The organism is Haloarcula vallismortis ATCC 29715, assembly GCF_000337775.1.
GTDB classification, from domain to species: Archaea; Halobacteriota; Halobacteria; order Halobacteriales; family Haloarculaceae; genus Haloarcula; species Haloarcula vallismortis.
This window is the reverse complement of sequence record NZ_AOLQ01000021.1, coordinates 62,132-78,839: the sequence shown is the minus strand read 5'-3', so window position 1 is coordinate 78,839 and position 16,708 is coordinate 62,132. Positions and strand designations below refer to the sequence as shown.

The window sequence follows — 16,708 nt, the reverse complement described above, 5'->3', positions numbered from 1 at the left end:
CTCAGCGCGTGTACGTCTCGATGCGCTCGATGTCGTCTCCAGCGAAGGTGAACACGTCGACGAACCCGACGATGCGCTCGCCGTCGGCATCGAGCAGGCGGCCGCGAGCGATGACCTCCGCCGTCGCCGTGTCGTCGTGGGCTGGGTCAACCGCACTGTCCTCCTGACGACAGTAGAGGCCGTCGAGCGGATGGGTGGTGTCTGTCTGGGGCCGTTCTTCGCGCATGAACTGGACGAACTGGCCCCGGCCTTCGATGGTTCGGTCGGGACGGTCGTGGGCGAACGACGGGGCGAGCAGCGAAGCCAACCGGTCGTAATCGTCGCCGTCGATGGCGTCATAGTAGGCCCGTGTCCGCTGAAGGAGCGCGGGTCGCATCACAGGCCTGATTCGGATTCCTCAGGCGTGTCTCTGTCGCTCTCCGTGTCGGATGTCTCGTCAGCTGCTTCTGGACCGGAATCGTCAGCTTGCTCGGGTTCGGCTGCGTCGCCCGTATCGCCGTCGTCGGCCGTCGGGTCGGCCAGGTCCAGCTCGACTGCGTCGTCGGTCTCCGTCTCCGAGGCGGTGGCGGCCTCCGGCGACGAGCCGGCAGTCGACTGCTCGCCGTCCGGCACGTCCTGTGCGGAAGCGTCGTCCGTTTCGCCGACCGTGTCGGGGGGCGCTTCGACCATGGCAGTCGGGGCCTCGTCCAGCGGCTCCGTCGGCTCGGTCTCGGCCTCGCTGGCGGCCAGTTCGGCCTGTATCTCCTCGATATCGGTGTCGTCGACGTCCGAGATCTCTCCCTCCCCGTCAGCCGCCGACACCGGTTCCGGCGGCGCGTCGTCGGCTCCCGACACGCTATCGTCGTCCGCTGTCGACGGGTCCGAAGGTGTGGTCGCAGTCTCCGGACTTGCCGTTTCGTCGGCTGCGTCTTGCATCTCGTCAGTCTCGTCCGCACCCTCGGACGGCGGTATCGAATCCGGCGGCGATTCAGGGGCCGATGGAGCCGTCTCTGCTAGTTCACTGTCTGTCTGCTCGACTTCCTCGTCGATATCAACGTCAAGCGAGGTATCCACAGCCGTCTCGTCCTGCGTGAGGAACGCCGGTCGGTCGTCGTCGTCCTTTTCCAGCGTCTCCATATCTGGCGGCCATGGACCGTCGGGGTCCGGTGGCTCTTCGTAGCCGCGGGCCGTTTCCAGCGGCCGCTCGGCGTCGTCCCGGAGTTGCTGGCCTTCTGCTCCGTCCCCGCTAGAGTACTCGCGGGCGGCCTGTGTGAGCCAGTCGCTAGCCTGCCACAGCGAGTTCGCCTTGGTCTTTGTGTCCTCGTAAATCGGTCTCAGAGACCCATCATCAACGAACCGGACAGCCGTGTCGAAGTGGTCTTCGGCATCGGCGAACTCGTCGCGTGCCTGCTGGAAGTCACCCTGTGCGACCATCCACTCCGACTCGCGGAAAGCATTCATCGCCGCAGTGAACGCGCGCCGACCCTCGGTGTAGTGGGCGTGGCCGACGCGGTAGCGGGCGAACGCGGTGTCGTCGCCACCGGTGTCGGCGATGGCGTCCTTGATTTCTCCGACGCGAGGGAGCTGCTGGAGGTCGTCAGTACTCCACGCGTACTGCACGTCGCCGTCGTGGTCGATGACGACGACGGCCCGCTCGATGAGCTGCTGGCCGATATCGTCGATAAAATCGAGTCCGTACTCGCGGGCGACATCGTGGTCGGTGTCGGACAGGAGCGGGATGTTCAGGCCGTAGCGATCAGCAAAGGCCCGGTGGCTGTACACCGAGTCCGGGCTGATTCCCAGAATAGTCACGTCCTTTTGCATCGTAAACAGGTCGAGTTCGTCCAGGTCACAGGACGTCTCGTCACAGGCCGGATTGAAATCCGCCGGGTAGAACGCGAGGATGACCACGTCCTCGCCGAGATAGTCGGACAGCCCGACTCGCTGGCAGTCGCCGTCGACGAGTGCCGGCAGTTCGAACAGTGGTGCTGCCGTCCCCTCTGAAAGCACACGTTGTACAACCCAGTCCGGCTATAACAGTGTTTGCACGCTATCACAGAACGAGTCGCTTTTATCCGCCACAGTGATAGCTCTCCTGTGGAACTGCACGTCCGGTACGAGGGCGACGACGACCCAGACAAATGTAGCGCGCGGAAACTGGCCCGCATGGACGAGGCCGAACTTCACCGCGCGACGCGGTCGACGCCGCCCGGCATCGTGCTCAACCCCTTCGCCGAGCAGGCGCTGTCCCCGGCTGACCGACCGACCGCCGGCGACGGCGCTCGCCACAGCCGCCTGGTCGCGCTGGATTGCTCCTGGGAAACCGCCGAGCGAGAGGCGTTCGACCTCGAAGGGGTGCACCGCTCGCTCCCCTTCCTCGTCGCCGGCAATCCGGTCAACTACGGAACGGCGTTCCAGCTCAACACCGTCGAAGCGTTCGCCGGCGCACTCGCCATTCTCGGGGAACGTGACCACGCCGAGCGGATTCTCTCGACGTTCTCCTGGGGCCACACGTTTCTGGAACTGAACGAGGAGCCGCTGGCGCGGTACGCGAACTGCGAGGACTCGGGCGACGTTATCGACGTACAGGACGACTACCTCACCGAGGAGTAGTCATCCGGACGTTGCTGGCTTCTCGTGGAGTGGTGCATCACAGTGTGGACAGGCCCGCCGTGCGTGTGCCTCCAGCACGTCGTCGATGCGTTCTCCACAGGCTTGACACCGCATGAGAATAGTTAGTATCCGTACAATAATGTAGCTTCGCCTTCACTTCTCAGGGTGTTTACTGGAACCCGGTTCCGATGCCGCTCGGAGCCGCTGGCGGGGTCAACGGACTCGTCGGCAGGTCCATGTCCGGGTCGGGGTCGTTGTAGCCGCCGGGCGCGACGTCGTTTGGACCGTCGGGGTAGCACAGCGACGCCAGCGCCTGAATATGGTCGCGGCCGACGCCGAGTTCGAACTGGCCGCCGCCGTACAGGTCGATATCGTGTTCCTCGCAGTAGTCGATGGTCGCAAGCACCGACTCGACAGTCCCGCACCGCGAGGGTTTCATGTTGAGCCACGCCGGTTCGAACGGGAGCGCTTCGATGCTCTCGACGCCGGTGATAGGCACGTCCCAGGTGACACGGGCTTCTCGGCCGTCGAAAATCGGCCGGGTCGCCTCGGTCAGGTCGGGGTCTTCGACCAGCGCGTCCGGGAGGCCGTCGACGACGCGGCGGTAGAACTCTGGGTCAGCCGCCACATCGACATCGGTCCCCTCATACAGCCCTTTCAGGTCCAGCACCCGAACGTCGTAGTCGGTCAGTTCGTCGACGAGGGCGTCGCTCCAGGACGGTGTGGGGTCGAGTTTGAACGACAGGTCACCGTAGCGCTCACACAGCGTCGCCAGTCTGTCAGTCGTCGGCGGCGTGTCGTCGTCCGCGTTCGAGAGTCGCGTCGAGACGACGAAGTTCACCGGGTCGTACTGCCGGTCGAGTGCCGTCCCGAGGTCCGTATCGGCCTGCTTCAGCGCCAGGTCCAGCGCCGCGCTCTCGAACCCCCAGCGCCGGTAGTGCCGGAACCGCTCCTCATCTGAGGGTTCGGGCCACAGATCGGCTTCGGAAAGCGCCGTCGAGAACGAGTCGACGGTGTACTCGCCGGCTAGCGGGGAGTCCGCGCCCTGCAGCGCATCGCTGTCCTGCAGCGCGTCGTGAGCCTCGGTCGTGTACGTCACGTCCTCGCCGCTGCCAGTCTCACCCGCACCGGAGAGGTGGACAACAGTCGTCACCCGGTCGAATCCGCTGGAGGTGGCCCGTTCCCGGCGCTCGAACGCACAGCTCTCGACGGTGATCGGGAGGTCTGCGACGTGGTCGTACATACTCCGGCTTCGCCGCTCGGACATCTAAAGCCAGCGGCGACTGGCAGAGGCCCTTCAGACAGCCAGAGGCCCACCCGGTGGCCGTCTGGGCGGCCAAGACGGGAGGGGCGTTCTGGCTCTCGGTATCGTTCCACGCTGAATGGGTTCCGGCCCGAAACTCAAAGCTTAAACGCGCGCACCGGAAACAATCGTGCATGGCTAGCTTCGAGACAGCGTCCGACCGACTCCTCAACAAGCAGATCTGCATGCGGTGTAACGCTCGGAACCCAGAGCGCGCCCAACAGTGCCGGAAATGCGGCTACGGCAACCTGCGCCCGAAGGCGAAAGAAACCCGTAGCGCCTGATTTTCGGCCCAGTTACCGCCGCCATCCGGTGGCAGTTCGTCGTCAGTCCGCTACTGTCCAGTGTGTTCACTGTCCACGGACTGTCGGTCGAGCGTCGCCATGCGAACCGACGCGTGTGAGACGATGAGTTCCAGCAGCTTTTGATCTTCTTCGCCGACAGCCGTCTCATCCGTCGTGACCGAGATGACGACTGTCGTCGTGTCCTCGTCGTCCAGAGCGACCGCCGACACACAATCGGTGACGGATTCGGGGATGTCAACGGGGAACGGCCGGTCGTGAACAGTGACCGCACCCTGTTGCTGTGTCCGGACCGCGCGGGCAAACTCGCCGACGACGTCGGCAGGGATAGTTCGAACAGTGTTCGCGAACGTGACCGTATCACCGTCGCTGAGCCGGATAACGGCCGTTTCATCCATGCCAGTCATCGTACCGAAGGCCTCGACGACGAAGGCAGCGACGCCGTCGACGCTGGGGGCACTTGCGATGGCGCGTCCGTAGTTGTTCACGTCGGCCGCTTTCCCGGCGAACGCTTCGACGCGGTCGCGTTCGGCCGTTAGTTCGCGCAGCCGATTGCGACTTCGGGCATCGTAGAGGCCGACCAGAACGCCCGCAAGCGCGCCGACGGTGATGAGGTCCACTGTCAGATACGACGCTCGGGCGAGTGAGCCGGAGGTCACACGCTGGCTGAACAACAGCAGCGCCGCGATGGCGGCAAACGCCACAACGCCGCCGGCAGCCCATACCGCAACACGGGACGTGGCCCCCTCGAACGTCGTGTCACGAGCGAGCCAGATACCCGCGTACGCTATCGCAAGCCCCATCGCCGCAAAGGGAAGCGCGTCGACCGCGACCGCCACTGGAATCTGTGTCTGCTGGACTGCATGCAGCACCTGCATCGCTGCCAAGATGACACCGGAGAGCGCGAGCGTCGCCCCCGTCAGAAGTCGCTGGTTCATGCAGTCGAGTGTCGGCCCTACCACTAGAGCGTTGTGCCGGTGTCAGGTAGTCACTCGTCGGGGTACTTCGGCTCTCGACGCTCGGCCCGCTCAAGAGCGCGCTCGACGACTTCGCGGACATCGCCGTGGAAGACACCGCCGTGGCCCGAATACATGTGTTCGACGCCTGCCGGCATGCGATCGAGAATGCGCTCGATGCTCTCGATGAGGCGCTCGCGGGACTGACCCGGGCGGTCGGTACGGCCGAAGGAGCCGTCGTCGAACGCGCCGTCGTCGTGGACGACCACGTCACCCGAAAACAGGGACGACTCAGAGACGAGCGAGACGTGGTCGTCGGCGTGGCCCGGAGTATAGATGACCGAACACTCCTCGTCGCCAACGGTGAGCGTGTCGCCGTCGGCGAGGGCGTGGTCCCGGCGCGGATGGGAGCCGTAAGCGTACAGCGGCGCGTCGAAGGCGTCGAGGACAGCGTCGAGTTGCTGGACGTGGTCGCCGTGCTGGTGAGTCAACACGACGGCGTCGAGCGCATCGGCGTGTTCGCGGATGACATCGACGACGCCACGCATCGCGCCGGCGTCGACCAGCGTCGTCTGCGCACCGGTCGCAAGATAGGCGTTGCAGGTGAACGTCTCGGCTTCGGCAGTGACGTTGTGAACGTCCATACACGAAGTCAGTGGCGCGGCTTGCTTGAGTGTACTGTCCGGTTTAGCCGCAGTTGCCACAGCGGTTTCGGCAAAAAAACCGGAGAATATCATGTTGATAGGCTAACACGCCTGAGTCGCCGAGTGATTTTTTACTGTGAACGTCATAGTTGTACACGTACCATGGGGTTCGGGAGCTACGACGAATCGGAACAAGACAATCAGGAGTACGACACAGACTTCGAGGACGAGGACGGCCTCGATGCTGAAGAAAACGCCCACGAGGGCGACATCGAGTACGAGTTCACCGCGTCGAACGACGAACTACTCGACAGACTGGAAGACATCAAGGACAACCAGAACACGTGAAAGCAGGGGCACGGGCCCTCGGCGTCGCGGAGTCGTACCGAGCGGAAACCAGTCAGTTTGCTGGCGCTGTCGTCCGCGCCAGCAGAGTGACTGACGGCTTTGTTTTCAGCACTGCCACGGTCGGCGGGAGCAACGCGACCGAGACGGTGTGTGCGATGGTCGACCGACTGGACCGCGAGGACATCCGCTACCTGCTGGTGGCGGGAATCGCGCCGGCGTGGTTCAACGTCCTCGACCTCCGGCGGATTCACGACCACATCGACCTGCCGGTCGTCTCGGTCACCTTCGAGTCCTCGCCAGGGCTCGAAGGGGCCATCCGCGAGGCGTTCGATGACCCCGATGTCGTGCAGGACCGACTGGCGACCTACCGCGCCCAGCCGGAGCGCCGACCGGTGACGGTGAACGACGAGACGGTGTACGTCCGGAGCGTCGGCCTCGACGACAGCACCGCCGCGGATGTGGTTCGGGCATTCACGCCGGAAGGCGGCCGTCCGGAGCCGCTCCGGGTCGCCCGACTGGCGGCGCGGGGGCTGGTCGAGATGGAGTAAGTCGTACAGCGGTGGTGACAGACCGGAAACGACGTAACGCGAGTCACCAAAACAGCGCCACGGCTGTCAGTTGCCACACCAAAAGTTGGCTATTGCTAAATTAGATATAGCGTTTTGGGGGTATTCAGGCCATTAATGTCGTACAACATCTTACTATTAGCAATAGCTAAAGACAGCCTGATTGTCCGGCACTGTGTTTGTAGAGATACAATGGCAGAAAGCAGAACACAGGCACGGAATGCCGTAGAGCCCGCAGACACGGACGAGCAGACGAATGTCGACAGTAGCGTGAGCCGCTACGAGGGCGACCAGCCGACAGAACACAGCGTCTACGGCACGCGCCAGCAAGACGACCAACTCGTGTTCTTCGACGGCCAGTTCCCCGACGCGGAAACGGTTCGCAGCGGCGACGTGCAGGCACAGACGCTCGCCGCGCTCGACCAGATTCGTGCCATGGCTGCCGAATCCGGTCTCGAACCGCGTGACCTGATGCGGACGACGGTGTACCTCACGGAAATGGAGCAGCTCCCGGCCGTCAAGCAGGCGTACGCAGCATTTTTCGACGGACGGCGACCGTCACGAACCGTCGTCGGCGTTACAGACCTGCCGAACGACGCGGCGGTGCAGATCGAAGCAACGGGTGTACGGCGGTAGTCGCTGCCAGCGTTTTCCGTTGTCGGCCTTAATCCGCGGCCTCCCGGCGGACCGCTGCGTTTGAGAGTCCCCGGTGCAAACGGCAGAGCATGGAGCAGATGGACGGCCTCGACGTCGTCGGCTGTGAGCGCTGTGATGCCCTCTGCAACTCGCGCTCGCGCATTGTCAACGGCGTCGGCCCCGAAGATGCGGACCTGCTGTTCGTCGGGGAGGCCCCCGGCGCGAACGAGGACGAACAGGGCGAGCCGTTCGTCGGGCGGAGCGGTGACGTGCTCGACGAGGCGTTGCGCGAGGCTGGCCTCGACCGCGGCGACGTGCGCATCACCAACTGCGTGCGTTGTCGCCCACCGGACAACCGCGACCCGCGAAAAGGCGAACTCGCGAACTGCCGTGCGTATCTGGAGACAGAAATCGACCGCGTCGACCCTGAAGTCGTGGTGACGCTCGGGAAAGTACCGGCCGAGCACCTGCTAGAGCGCGACGTGGCCGTCACCGGCGAAGCCGGCGACGTGTTCGACGTGGCTATCGCCGGCCAGCCACGCCGCGTCCTCGTCTCCGTCCACCCGGCGGCGACGCTGTATGACCCCAGCCAGAAAGAAACGTTCGAGGCAGCGCTTTCGACCGCCGCAGAGTTCACTGACGCACAAAGCGGACAGTCACGGCTCGGCGAATTTTAACTGTTCCCAGACGTGTCCGGCAGACAGGCTACGCCGTCGCCAGTTCCATCGCCTCTGCCTTCGTGTCGACCAGTGAAATGTCGACACCTGAAATCTCGCCGACCCGACTCTTGAGCGCCATCTTCTTGATCCCTTCAGAGACGATAATCCAGTCTGAGATACCGAACTCCTTGCCCGCCTCCGCGGCCTCCTGTGCGCGTGTGAACACGTCGTCGTTCAGTGACGCCTCCATCTGGAGATTCGAGATGTGCGTATCGACCGCCGGCTGTGAGGCGAGTTCCTCGAACCGTTCATTGACTTTCGCAAACGTCTCGTCCGTCATCTCCATCTCTTCGGGAAACTCAGCGATGAGAACGTTACCGTCGACGTACAGCACGTCTGTAATATCAACCATCACCGACCGTATGCAGTAGATGAATAAAACTGGACAGCCTTATTTTCACAGTTGATATTCTCGTCGGCCCGGGTGTCTGGCTGGCAGCGGCACCACCCATCGGCCAGTGGTTGTACGGAAAGCTTGTTCGAACAGGAAACCACTTACCCCCCGTTCGCCTACGACAACGTATGAGTGTCAGACAGACGACCGCGGACGTGGTCGTCGTCGATTACGGACTGGGAAACCTCCGGAGCGTCACGCGTGGGCTGGAGCGGGCCGGCGCGGACGTGACTCTCTCAGAGGACCCCGCGGAGTTCGACGCGGCCGACGGCATCGTCCTGCCGGGCGTCGGAGCCTTCTCCGAAGGGATGGACAACGCCGGGCCGTTCCGCGAAGCGCTGGTCGAACAGGCCGAGGCCGGCAAGCCACTGTTCGGAATCTGTCTCGGGATGCAGATGCTCCTGACGACGAGCGAGGAGGCGGACCACGAGGGGCAGGGCGACGCCGAGGGGCTGGACCTCATCCCCGGGAAGAACGTCCGGTTCAGCCGCGACCAGACCGTGCCACACATGGGCTGGAACGAACTCGACGTGACGCGGGACCACCCACTTGTCGAGGGTGTCGACGGCGAGCACGCGTACTTCGTCCACTCCTACTACGCCGTCCCCGACGACGAGCACGCGACGGTGGCGACGACGGACTACGGGACGGACTTCGCCTCGATCGTCGCCAACGACGCCGGCAACGTCTTCGGGACGCAGTTCCACCCAGAGAAGTCGGGTGAGACAGGGCTGCGTATCCTCCGGAACTACGTCGACTACTGCCTCGACCGCTGAGCGGTCGCTCGGGGATTCGTATGTCTACAGAAGATTCTGTCGTCCTGCTCACCGGCGCAGCGTCGGGTATCGGCGCGGCGACGGCGCGGGCGTTCGCCGACGCGGGCTGGACCGTCTACGCGACGGACATCGAAAGTGGGTTTCCAGACGACATCCGCGAGCGCTGTCGCTGTCTCGAACTCGACGTGACCGACGACGCACAGATAGCAGCTGTTGTCGACCACATCGGCTCGGAGGCGGGCCGGCTCGATTGTCTGGTGAACAACGCCGGGTACGGTGTTGCCGGCCCAGTTGAAGACGTCTCCAGCGACGAGGTTCGGGAGCAGTTCGACGTGCTGGTTCACGGCCCACACCGGCTCGTACAGGCGGTGCTCCCCGAGATGCGCGAGCACGGTGGGCGCATCATCACGGTCTCCAGCGTGCTGGGCCACACCGCGTCGCCCGGCCTCGGCGCGTATTCGGCCGGGAAAGCCGCCGTAGAGTCGCTTACCGACGCGCTTCGGATCGAGATCGCCGGAGCGGACGAACTCCACGTCTCGCTCGTCGAACCGGCGTGGGTCGAGACCGGCTTCGCCGATGGCGCGCTGGGGCGTCTGAGCGAGGAGGACCGGACGCCGGCCTACGACCGGACGTACGACGGGCTAGAGGACGGCTGGGTACTCACCGGTGGGCCACTGGCGACGACGCCGGAGGCCGTCGCGGCGTCGGTGCTGGCCGCAGCGACCGACGACCCACCGAAGGCCCGCTACCCCGTCGGAGCCTTCGCCACGTTCGTCCGGTGGACCCACTGGCTTCCGGCGCGACTGCAGGACCCGATACACCGCGGGTTCGGTCGAGCAAGCGCGTTTCTGGGGCGGTGGTTGGGATGACGAAACTGACCGACTGCGACCGGGTTCGACTCTCGACCGGCCACGAGGTGACGCTCCCGCTGGTCACCGAGGCGACGGTCGCCGGGGCGATGCTCCCAGCGCGGTACGACGTTGCGGCGTCGCTGCTGCCCGACGGACTGACGCCGGTCCGAGCGACGGCCCGGAGAGCCGCGGTCGTGCTCCTCTGTGTCGAGTACCATCGCATCGGCGACGACGCGATGGCCCCCTACGACGAGTTCGCGGTGATGATTCCAGCGACCACGGCGGGCTGGCGGCCACCGCTGCTCCCACTCCTGACTCGGGCGGCCGGCAGCTACGTCTGGTCGCTGCCGGTGACGACCGAGCCCGCTCGCGCTCTCGGCGACGAAATCTGGGGCTACCCGAAGACGGTCGCCGACATCACCCACCGCGACAACGCGACCCGCCGCGAGACGACGGTCGTCGAGGACGGCGACCGCGTGGCAACGGTCGGCATCGACTGGCCCCGGACCTGGGAGCGCCGGGAAACGCTCGAGAGCTACGCAGTTCGGGAGGGACAGCTCGAACGGACACCAATCGAGTTCCAGGGGAAACTGGGGGCCACACCGCTGAGCGGTCGCGTCGACGTGGACCCGGGCGACCACGAGCGGGCCGACACGCTCCGCTCGCTCGAACTCGGCTCTCGGTCACTACTACGATTCTCGCTGGAGGGACGGATTACGTACGGCGCTGGGCGGCCGGTGGAGCGGTAGCAGGGCAGTCGTTGTAGCAGTAGCACGTCGATAAAATGCAAAACGGTGCGGAAACTGTGCCGCAAGCATACCGCGCGCCAACAGCGCGTGGTTTCACGCGAATCGCGGCGCGATTCGCGCCTTTTTCGCCACCGAAAGACTCGCTTCGCTTGTCTTTCGAGCCTTGCTTCGCTTCGCTCAGCAAAACCACGTTTTTGCCGCGAGCGGTGCGCGTGTAGCGCTCACCCGAGCGGAAAAAAGGTGGTCTAGAGGAATTCGCGGACCTCCGAGTACCACATGTCGTGGTCGTCGACGGCGTCGATGGCCTCGGCGATGCGAACGGCAATCGCATGCCAGCAGAGCTGGTCGGGGTCGTCGGCGTCGAGATTGTACTCGCTGTCGGCGCAGGTACAGCCGCCGTCCTCGACGATGTACTCGTCGTCGTGGCCGACGACGACGGTGAAATCGCGGTACTGCTTGACGCGGCTCTCGCCGACAGCCTCGATGGCCTGATGGCCGCGATCATCGTGGACGGCGACGATAGCCGACACTGCATCCGGGGTCAGCTCCCCGGCGGCTTTGAGCTCGGCCACCCACTCCTCGACTGCGGTCACATCCATGCTACGGAAAGGGGTGACAAAACGGCGTCGGCTTCAATAGCCACGTCCCGGCTGTCTGGCAACCGTCGGAGGAGTTATCAATGCTTGTACTGTGCCCAGAAGCATAAACACGGAGTACAGGTTTGTTCCAACATGAACCTCGACTTCCCGTGGCTGGCGCTGGGCTCGTTTGCCTCGGGAATCGGGTCGCTGTATCTGCTGGCCCAGCTCCAGACGCACTGGGACAAGCCCGGCGCGCGGTGGTTCGTCGCGACCATCGTCACGCAGATAGTCTGGTGTTTCAGCTACGGCGTGGCGCTGCTGGTGTTCGACCGGACACTGCGCCTCGCTCTGGAGATGGTGTCCTGGCTTGGCATCATCTGGATCGGCTTCTGTTTCCTCTCCTTTGCGCTTGGCTACACCGGCCGGACGAACGTCCTCGAAAGTGGCTGGTACCGGGGTGTGGCGGTGCTCCCGCTCGCTGGAACGGCGCTCGTCGTCACGAACCCGCTCCACACAGTCGTCTGGGAGGGGTTCCGGGTCGTGTCGACCGCTGGCAGCGCCGGAGCGGACTACGCCGTCTTGCCGATGGGGCTGCTCACGATCATCGTCGCGATGCTGTTCGTCAGTTTCGGGACCCTGCTGGTGTTCGATACAGTCGTCAGCTACGGCCCGCTGTACCGGCGCGAGGCGCTGGCGGTCGGTCTGAGCCCGATTCCGCCCGGAGCCGCGGTGTTGGTGTGGGCCGGCGGCATCGGACCGGTTCCGACCGTCAATCTGACGACGCTCCTGTTTCTGCCCCACGTCGCGCTGGACCTGTACGCGTTTGTTCGCAGCGACATGTTCGAGTTCCACCCGGCGACCCGCCGGGCCGGCGAGCGGGCGGCCATCCACGATATCGCCACGCCGGTCGCCATCGTGGACGACCAGAGGCGGGTGGTGAACCTCAACCCCGCCGCCGAGGGAATGCTCGGCGTGGATAAGCGTGAGGGGCTGACAGAACCACTGAACGGCTTCCTGATCGGTGATGACATCCCACCCGACGGCGAGAGTTCCCGGGTGTCCATCGAAACCGGAGGCCGACGCCGCGAGTTCAAAATCCGGCAGACGGCGCTCCGTGACGAGGCGGGCACGCAACTGGGATACACGGTCGTCTTTCAGGACATCACCGACGAGATCCGTCGGGAGCGCCGCCTCGAAGTGCTCAATCGCTTTCTCAGACACAACGTCCGCAACGAGAGTGTCGTCATCCAAGCCCGGGCGGAGTTGCTAGCGGCGGAGCTCGACGGCGACCACGCCGACCACGCAGCGACCATCGAGCGGTCGGTCAGTCGTCTGGTCGATTCCGGACAGAAGGCCCGAACACTCGCAGAAGCGGGTGCTGGCGACGCAGCTCTCGAATCCGTTTCACTGGCTGACCTCGTAACCGAAGTCATAGCGACTGCCCGCGACGGAAACGATGGCTCGGTCGCCGTGGAGATACCCGACGACCTCCGGCTGACGACCCAGCCCGCCCTGCTGGAGATTCTACTTGCGAACCTCGTCGAGAACGCCCTCCAGCACGTCCCGGACGCCGTCGTCACCGTCGGCGCGACGGTGGATGGCGGCGACGTCGTGCTGACCGTCAGCGACAACGGACCTGGTATTCCAGAGCACGAACTCGGCGTGCTGGAGCGGGGCCGCGAGACGGACCTGAACCACGGCAGCGGCATCGGCCTCTGGCTCGTCCGCTGGACGACCACGACGCTTGAGGGGGAGCTCGAATTCGACACGAGCGACGGGACGACGGTGACTGTTCGATTGCCCCGAGAGCGGACGGCCGCCGAAGCGGCGTGAGCGGTACTCGCGGAGCCGGTTCGCTGACCGTGCTAAGTGCGATTGTACAGCCGACGTTCTCAGTGCGATGACACCATCAACGTCGGGCGGGACTGAAAGGGGCGAGGCGCTGGCGGACGGCGGGCGATGCAAGCACTGGACGAGCGACTGTAAGGAGCGAGGAAGCGCGCAACGAGCCCCCCCGATGCCAGCGCCTCGGGGCTTTCTGGCTGTTCACAGTTGCCTGAGGAATAGCTGAGACAACAGGCAGGTTCGAACGACTTAACGGCGCAGACACGGACCGGTGAGTATGCGCGTCAGTGAGGGCCGGGTGACGGTCACGGTGCCGGAACAGCCGGAAGCGGGGAAGGGCGCGGACGTGTTCTTCAATCCCGTTCAGGAGCTGAACCGAGACATCACCGTGGCGGCGCTACGGGCCTACCGAGAGCGAACCCCCCGCGTGTCGACATATCTGGACGCCACCGCCGCCAGCGGCATCCGGGGCGTCCGCGCGGCGGCCAACGACTGGGAGACGACGCTGTGTGACATCGACGACGACGCGACGGCGCTGTGTGAACAGAACCTCGAACGCAACGACCTCGCGGCTTCGGTTCGGCGGTCGGACGCGAACGTGCTGATGCACTCAGAGGCGTTCGACGTGGTGGACGTGGACCCCTTTGGCACGCCGATTCCCTTCGCCGACGCGGCTATCCAGGGGACCAAACACCTCCTCTGTGTGACGGCCACCGACACGGCTCCCCTCTGCGGAGCGCACTTCGAGAGCGGCGTCCGCTCCTACGGTGCCGTCCCGCGAAACACCGAGTTCCACGCCGAGATGGGAATGCGCGTCCTGCTGTCGGCGATGGTCCGGACGGCGGCCCGCTACGACATCGCCGCTCGGCCGATTCTCAGCCACGCGACGAAACACTACGCCCGGACCTACCTGGCGTTCGACCACGGCGCGAAGGTCGCCAACGACTGCATCGACGAACTGGGCTATGTCCACCACTGCCAGCACTGCCTCTGGCGCGACCACGATTACGGCCTCATCGCCGACCCGCCCGAGGAGTGTCCGGTCTGTGAGAAACACCTCCAGACGGCTGGCCCTATCTGGCTGGGCCGGACCTGCGACCCCGACTTTACCGACGCCGTCGCCGGCCAGATCACCGAAGAGATGGGCACTGCCGACGAGGCGACAGAGTTGCTGGCGACGCTCGGAGCGGAGATCGACACGCCGACCCACTACGACCAGCACCGCCTCTGCAAACGCTGGGGGCGCGGCGCGGAGGCGATGGATGCTTTCATCGAGAAACTGCGCGACGCCGGCTACGCGGCCTCCCGGACCCACTACGGCGGCACGACGTTCAAGACGGACGCCGACGTGGTGGCAATCCGAGAGGCGACGGCGGAGTAGTGGAGCCGAGAACCGCAACCAATACCGAGAATTGCGACAAGATTGTGACGTTCGAACTGCTTCCTACCGACCGTTTGCACGGCCAAGGCTCTCTCGAACCGCGGAGGCGAGGTCGTAGGCGAGCAGGTACACCGGGCGCAGGAAGTAGTTCGCCATCCCCGCGAGACCGAGCAGCCCGCCGATGGCCTGCACCTCACCGGGCGTGGCAGACAGGCGGACGAGCAGCGCCAGCGCCGTAGCAAGTGGCGCGAGGTACAGCGACCGGCCGACGCCCCCCAGATCGACACCCGCGACGAGACCGAATCGGTCTTCGTCAGGACGAGCAGCGAACAGAACAGCCGTCAGTGCCAGCAGGCCTACGACAATCGGCAGAGACGCGCCGATGCCGGCGACGCCGAGGCCGATAGCCAGTGCGGCCGCGACGAGCAACAGGACGGTTACCTGCATCGTCCCGTGCCGGATGGCCGCTTCCGTATCCATATCCGGTCGTTGCAGCGGCGCTGTATAAACCCTGTGAGGGCGACGCCCCTTTCTTAACACCTTTCCGGGTCGACCGCAAAGCGGCGGCGAACACGTGCCCTCCACGTACAACCCGGTCCGCGGCGTTCTGCTGTTCATCGGTGGCCTGCTCGCGCAGTTCGACCTCGTCGAGCGCGAGCGGGTCCGCCGGGCGACGGACCTGTCCTGGCCCCGGATCGTCACCGGGCTCGCCCGGATGTCGAAGTCGACGGTTGACGTGGCGATGGTCGGCCTGGCACTCGGGCCGACTGCTATCGCCGGCGTGGGCTTCGCCGCCCCGTTCTGGGAACTCGTGTTCGCGCTAGGTGGGGGTGTCGCCGGCGGGACAATCGGGATGGTGTCACAGCGCTACGGAGCCGACGCCGACGAGGAACTGGCGGTCACCGTCACGACCAGCGCCGTCGTCGTAGTTGCAGTGACAGTCCCGTTTGCGGCAGTGTACTGGACCCTACCCAGCACCCTCGTCGCGTTGGTCGGGACAGGTAACCAAGCAATCGGGTACGGTGTACAGTACCTGCGTGTCGTGGCGCTTGGCGTTCCATTCGCGGTGCTCAATCTCATCGGAAGCCGGGCGCTCGTCGGAGCCGACGACGCCTGGACGCCGATGCTGTTGCGGGCCGGCGGCGCGGTCGGAAACATCGTCCTGAGTGCCCTGCTCATTTTTGTGGCTGACCTCGGGGTCGTCGGTGCGGCGCTTGGGACAGTCGTCGCGAACGTTCTCGTCACGGCCGGGTTCGCCGTCGGACTGGCTCGTGGGCGGCTCCCGATTGTCGGTTCGTTGCCGATCCAGATACCGGTCTCTCGACCGTTCTTCGATAGCGAGGTGGCTCGCGACCTCACACGGACCGGGGCACCGCTGGTGGGGGCCAACCTCGCGCGGACCGGGGCGCAGTTCCCCCGACTGTTCATCGTCGGCCTGATCGGCCCTGGCGTCGTATCAGCATACGTCGTGGCGCTACGGGTCCGTGCGCTGCTTGACACGCCGAACTGGGGGCTGAGCCTGGCGTCGAGCAGCCTCGTCGGGCAGGCGCTTGGCGACGGCGATGAAGCCGAGGCAACCGTCTGGGGACAGACCGTCCTCCGACTGAGTATCGGCGTGTACATCGTCGTCGCGGCGACGCTGCTCCCGTTCTCGCGGGGCATCGCCCGCCTGTTCGTCTCTGACCCCACAGTGCTCCCGCTGGTGACGGTATTCGTCGCTGTTGCGTGTGCCAGCGTCGTGTTCAGGGGTGTCGACGGCGGCTCGACCGGGCCGCTCCGTGCCAGCGGCGACACGCGCTGGCCGTTTTACTCACAGCTGGCCGGGATGTACCTCTTTGCCCTCCCGCTGGCGTATCTCGGCTACGTCACGCCGCTCGATGAACTCGCACTGTACGCCTCGCTGGTGGTCGAGACGGCCGTTCCCGCGGCAGTGACCTACTATCGCTTCCGGTCAGGGACGTGGCGGATCGTGAGCCGCTCGTACCGGCCGGACGCGGCGCTCGACGATTGACTGCTGTCGTCCCGGTCGGCTGACATCAGCCAGTCGACAGTATATTTGTGGCTC

At 65.1% G+C, this 16,708-nt stretch carries 20 protein-coding genes; 12 read left to right on the top strand and 8 right to left on the bottom strand.

From position 1 onward, the window contains the following. Position 1 precedes the first annotated feature (1 nt). Together C437_RS05885 and C437_RS05880 are read right to left on the bottom strand one after the other, a co-directional pair. Positions 2 to 379, bottom strand: a complete 378-nt coding sequence (locus C437_RS05885; protein WP_049919641.1) for a nuclear transport factor 2 family protein — start codon at positions 377 to 379, stop codon at positions 2 to 4. Further along, positions 376 to 1,989: a redoxin domain-containing protein gene (locus C437_RS05880; RefSeq protein ID WP_004515985.1), complete on the bottom strand. Its 1,614-nt coding sequence runs from the start codon at positions 1,987 to 1,989 to the stop codon at positions 376 to 378. The genes C437_RS05885 and C437_RS05880 overlap by 4 nt, the downstream gene beginning before the upstream one ends. Positions 1,990 to 2,076: 87 nt before the next feature. Here C437_RS05880 and C437_RS05875 point away from each other — a divergent pair, with 87 nt between their 5' ends. After that, positions 2,077 to 2,592 carry a DUF367 family protein gene (locus tag C437_RS05875; RefSeq protein WP_004515984.1) on the top strand — a complete coding sequence of 172 codons (516 nt, stop codon included), beginning with the start codon at positions 2,077 to 2,079 and terminating at the stop codon, positions 2,590 to 2,592. A 169-nt stretch (positions 2,593 to 2,761) separates the two neighbouring features. On the opposite strand, the gene C437_RS05870 is transcribed toward C437_RS05875, so the two are convergent. Further along, on the bottom strand, positions 2,762 to 3,835 hold the full coding sequence (locus C437_RS05870; RefSeq protein WP_004515983.1) for an enolase-like domain-containing protein: 1,074 nt from the start codon (positions 3,833 to 3,835) through the stop codon (positions 2,762 to 2,764). A 194-nt stretch (positions 3,836 to 4,029) separates the two neighbouring features. Here C437_RS05870 and C437_RS19775 point away from each other — a divergent pair, with 194 nt between their 5' ends. Then, a complete protein-coding gene (locus tag C437_RS19775) occupies positions 4,030 to 4,179 on the top strand; it encodes a 50S ribosomal protein L40e (protein ID WP_004515982.1) in 150 nt (49 codons plus the stop codon). Positions 4,180 to 4,229: 50 nt separating this feature from the next. Here C437_RS19775 and C437_RS05865 read toward each other — a convergent pair whose 3' ends face one another. Both C437_RS05865 and C437_RS05860 read right to left on the bottom strand, forming a co-directional pair. Next, positions 4,230 to 5,135, bottom strand: a complete 906-nt coding sequence (locus C437_RS05865; protein ID WP_004515981.1) for a hypothetical protein — start codon at positions 5,133 to 5,135, stop codon at positions 4,230 to 4,232. A 50-nt stretch (positions 5,136 to 5,185) separates the two neighbouring features. Beyond that, the gene (locus C437_RS05860; protein ID WP_004515980.1) at positions 5,186 to 5,797 is read right to left on the bottom strand and encodes an MBL fold metallo-hydrolase; all 612 of its coding nucleotides are present in this window, start codon (positions 5,795 to 5,797) and stop codon (positions 5,186 to 5,188) included. A gap of 162 nt (positions 5,798 to 5,959) precedes the next feature. Here C437_RS05860 and C437_RS05855 point away from each other — a divergent pair, with 162 nt between their 5' ends. From C437_RS05855 to C437_RS05840, 4 genes are all read left to right on the top strand, one after another. Further along, positions 5,960 to 6,145, top strand: coding sequence for a DUF5786 family protein (locus tag C437_RS05855; protein WP_004515979.1), 186 nt, complete (start codon positions 5,960 to 5,962; stop codon positions 6,143 to 6,145). Beyond that, entirely contained in the window at positions 6,142 to 6,693 is a 552-nt protein-coding gene (locus tag C437_RS05850) for an endonuclease dU (RefSeq protein ID WP_004515978.1), read from the top strand. Before C437_RS05855 ends, C437_RS05850 begins: the two co-directional genes overlap by 4 nt. Positions 6,694 to 6,903: 210 nt before the next feature. Then, entirely contained in the window at positions 6,904 to 7,347 is a 444-nt protein-coding gene (locus C437_RS05845; RefSeq protein WP_004515977.1) for a RidA family protein, read from the top strand. 89 nt (positions 7,348 to 7,436) lie between these two features. Then, complete coding sequence (locus C437_RS05840) at positions 7,437 to 8,024, top strand: uracil-DNA glycosylase (RefSeq protein WP_004515976.1); 588 nt, start codon at positions 7,437 to 7,439, stop codon at positions 8,022 to 8,024. Between the two features lie 28 nt (positions 8,025 to 8,052). On the opposite strand, the gene C437_RS05835 is transcribed toward C437_RS05840, so the two are convergent. After that, positions 8,053 to 8,418, bottom strand: a complete 366-nt coding sequence (locus C437_RS05835; RefSeq protein WP_004515975.1) for a hypothetical protein — start codon at positions 8,416 to 8,418, stop codon at positions 8,053 to 8,055. Positions 8,419 to 8,588: 170 nt separating this feature from the next. Between C437_RS05835 and hisH the strand changes: the two genes are divergently transcribed. Genes hisH through C437_RS05820 form a run of 3 tightly spaced genes read left to right on the top strand, consistent with a single transcriptional unit; the run spans position 8,589 to position 10,836 of the window. Then, positions 8,589 to 9,236: an imidazole glycerol phosphate synthase subunit HisH gene (gene hisH, locus C437_RS05830; protein ID WP_004515974.1), complete on the top strand. Its 648-nt coding sequence runs from the start codon at positions 8,589 to 8,591 to the stop codon at positions 9,234 to 9,236. A gap of 20 nt (positions 9,237 to 9,256) precedes the next feature. After that, on the top strand, positions 9,257 to 10,105 hold the full coding sequence (locus C437_RS05825) for an SDR family NAD(P)-dependent oxidoreductase (protein ID WP_004515973.1): 849 nt from the start codon (positions 9,257 to 9,259) through the stop codon (positions 10,103 to 10,105). After that, positions 10,102 to 10,836 (top strand): acetoacetate decarboxylase family protein, encoded by a 735-nt coding sequence (locus C437_RS05820; RefSeq protein ID WP_004515972.1) that lies wholly within the window; start codon positions 10,102 to 10,104, stop codon positions 10,834 to 10,836. Before C437_RS05825 ends, C437_RS05820 begins: the two co-directional genes overlap by 4 nt. A gap of 245 nt (positions 10,837 to 11,081) precedes the next feature. On the opposite strand, the gene C437_RS05815 is transcribed toward C437_RS05820, so the two are convergent. After that, positions 11,082 to 11,435, bottom strand: coding sequence for a hypothetical protein (locus C437_RS05815; protein ID WP_004515971.1), 354 nt, complete (start codon positions 11,433 to 11,435; stop codon positions 11,082 to 11,084). A 132-nt stretch (positions 11,436 to 11,567) separates the two neighbouring features. On the opposite strand from C437_RS05815, the gene C437_RS05810 reads away from it, so the two are divergent. Continuing rightward, positions 11,568 to 13,250: a histidine kinase N-terminal 7TM domain-containing protein gene (locus C437_RS05810; RefSeq protein WP_004515970.1), complete on the top strand. Its 1,683-nt coding sequence runs from the start codon at positions 11,568 to 11,570 to the stop codon at positions 13,248 to 13,250. A 289-nt stretch (positions 13,251 to 13,539) separates the two neighbouring features. Next, on the top strand, positions 13,540 to 14,643 hold the full coding sequence (locus C437_RS05805) for a tRNA (guanine(26)-N(2))-dimethyltransferase (RefSeq protein WP_004515969.1): 1,104 nt from the start codon (positions 13,540 to 13,542) through the stop codon (positions 14,641 to 14,643). A gap of 63 nt (positions 14,644 to 14,706) precedes the next feature. On the opposite strand, the gene C437_RS05800 is transcribed toward C437_RS05805, so the two are convergent. Then, a complete protein-coding gene (locus tag C437_RS05800) occupies positions 14,707 to 15,123 on the bottom strand; it encodes a hypothetical protein (protein ID WP_004515968.1) in 417 nt (138 codons plus the stop codon). Positions 15,124 to 15,217: 94 nt separating this feature from the next. Between C437_RS05800 and C437_RS05795 the strand changes: the two genes are divergently transcribed. Next, a complete protein-coding gene (locus C437_RS05795) occupies positions 15,218 to 16,654 on the top strand; it encodes an MATE family efflux transporter (protein ID WP_004515967.1) in 1,437 nt (478 codons plus the stop codon). Positions 16,655 to 16,708 lie beyond the last annotated feature (54 nt).

Excerpts from the sequence above, each read along its gene's own strand:
- C437_RS05800 (WP_004515968.1), bottom strand. The coding sequence starts at position 15,123 with ATGGATACGGAAGCGGCCATCCGGCACGGGACGATGCAGGTAACCGTC.
- C437_RS05810 (WP_004515970.1), top strand. The coding sequence starts at position 11,568 with ATGAACCTCGACTTCCCGTGGCTGGCGCTGGGCTCGTTTGCCTCGGGA.
- C437_RS05835 (WP_004515975.1), bottom strand. The coding sequence starts at position 8,418 with ATGGTTGATATTACAGACGTGCTGTACGTCGACGGTAACGTTCTCATC.
- C437_RS05860 (WP_004515980.1), bottom strand. The coding sequence starts at position 5,797 with ATGGACGTTCACAACGTCACTGCCGAAGCCGAGACGTTCACCTGCAAC.
- hisH (WP_004515974.1), top strand. The coding sequence starts at position 8,589 with ATGAGTGTCAGACAGACGACCGCGGACGTGGTCGTCGTCGATTACGGA.
- C437_RS19775 (WP_004515982.1), top strand. The coding sequence starts at position 4,030 with ATGGCTAGCTTCGAGACAGCGTCCGACCGACTCCTCAACAAGCAGATC.
- C437_RS05845 (WP_004515977.1), top strand. The coding sequence starts at position 6,904 with ATGGCAGAAAGCAGAACACAGGCACGGAATGCCGTAGAGCCCGCAGAC.
- C437_RS05825 (WP_004515973.1), top strand. The coding sequence starts at position 9,257 with ATGTCTACAGAAGATTCTGTCGTCCTGCTCACCGGCGCAGCGTCGGGT.
- C437_RS05815 (WP_004515971.1), bottom strand. The coding sequence starts at position 11,435 with ATGGATGTGACCGCAGTCGAGGAGTGGGTGGCCGAGCTCAAAGCCGCC.
- C437_RS05855 (WP_004515979.1), top strand. The coding sequence starts at position 5,960 with ATGGGGTTCGGGAGCTACGACGAATCGGAACAAGACAATCAGGAGTAC.
- C437_RS05865 (WP_004515981.1), bottom strand. The coding sequence starts at position 5,135 with ATGAACCAGCGACTTCTGACGGGGGCGACGCTCGCGCTCTCCGGTGTC.
- C437_RS05805 (WP_004515969.1), top strand. The coding sequence starts at position 13,540 with ATGCGCGTCAGTGAGGGCCGGGTGACGGTCACGGTGCCGGAACAGCCG.
- C437_RS05870 (WP_004515983.1), bottom strand. The coding sequence starts at position 3,835 with ATGTACGACCACGTCGCAGACCTCCCGATCACCGTCGAGAGCTGTGCG.
- C437_RS05840 (WP_004515976.1), top strand. The coding sequence starts at position 7,437 with ATGGAGCAGATGGACGGCCTCGACGTCGTCGGCTGTGAGCGCTGTGAT.
- C437_RS05820 (WP_004515972.1), top strand. The coding sequence starts at position 10,102 with ATGACGAAACTGACCGACTGCGACCGGGTTCGACTCTCGACCGGCCAC.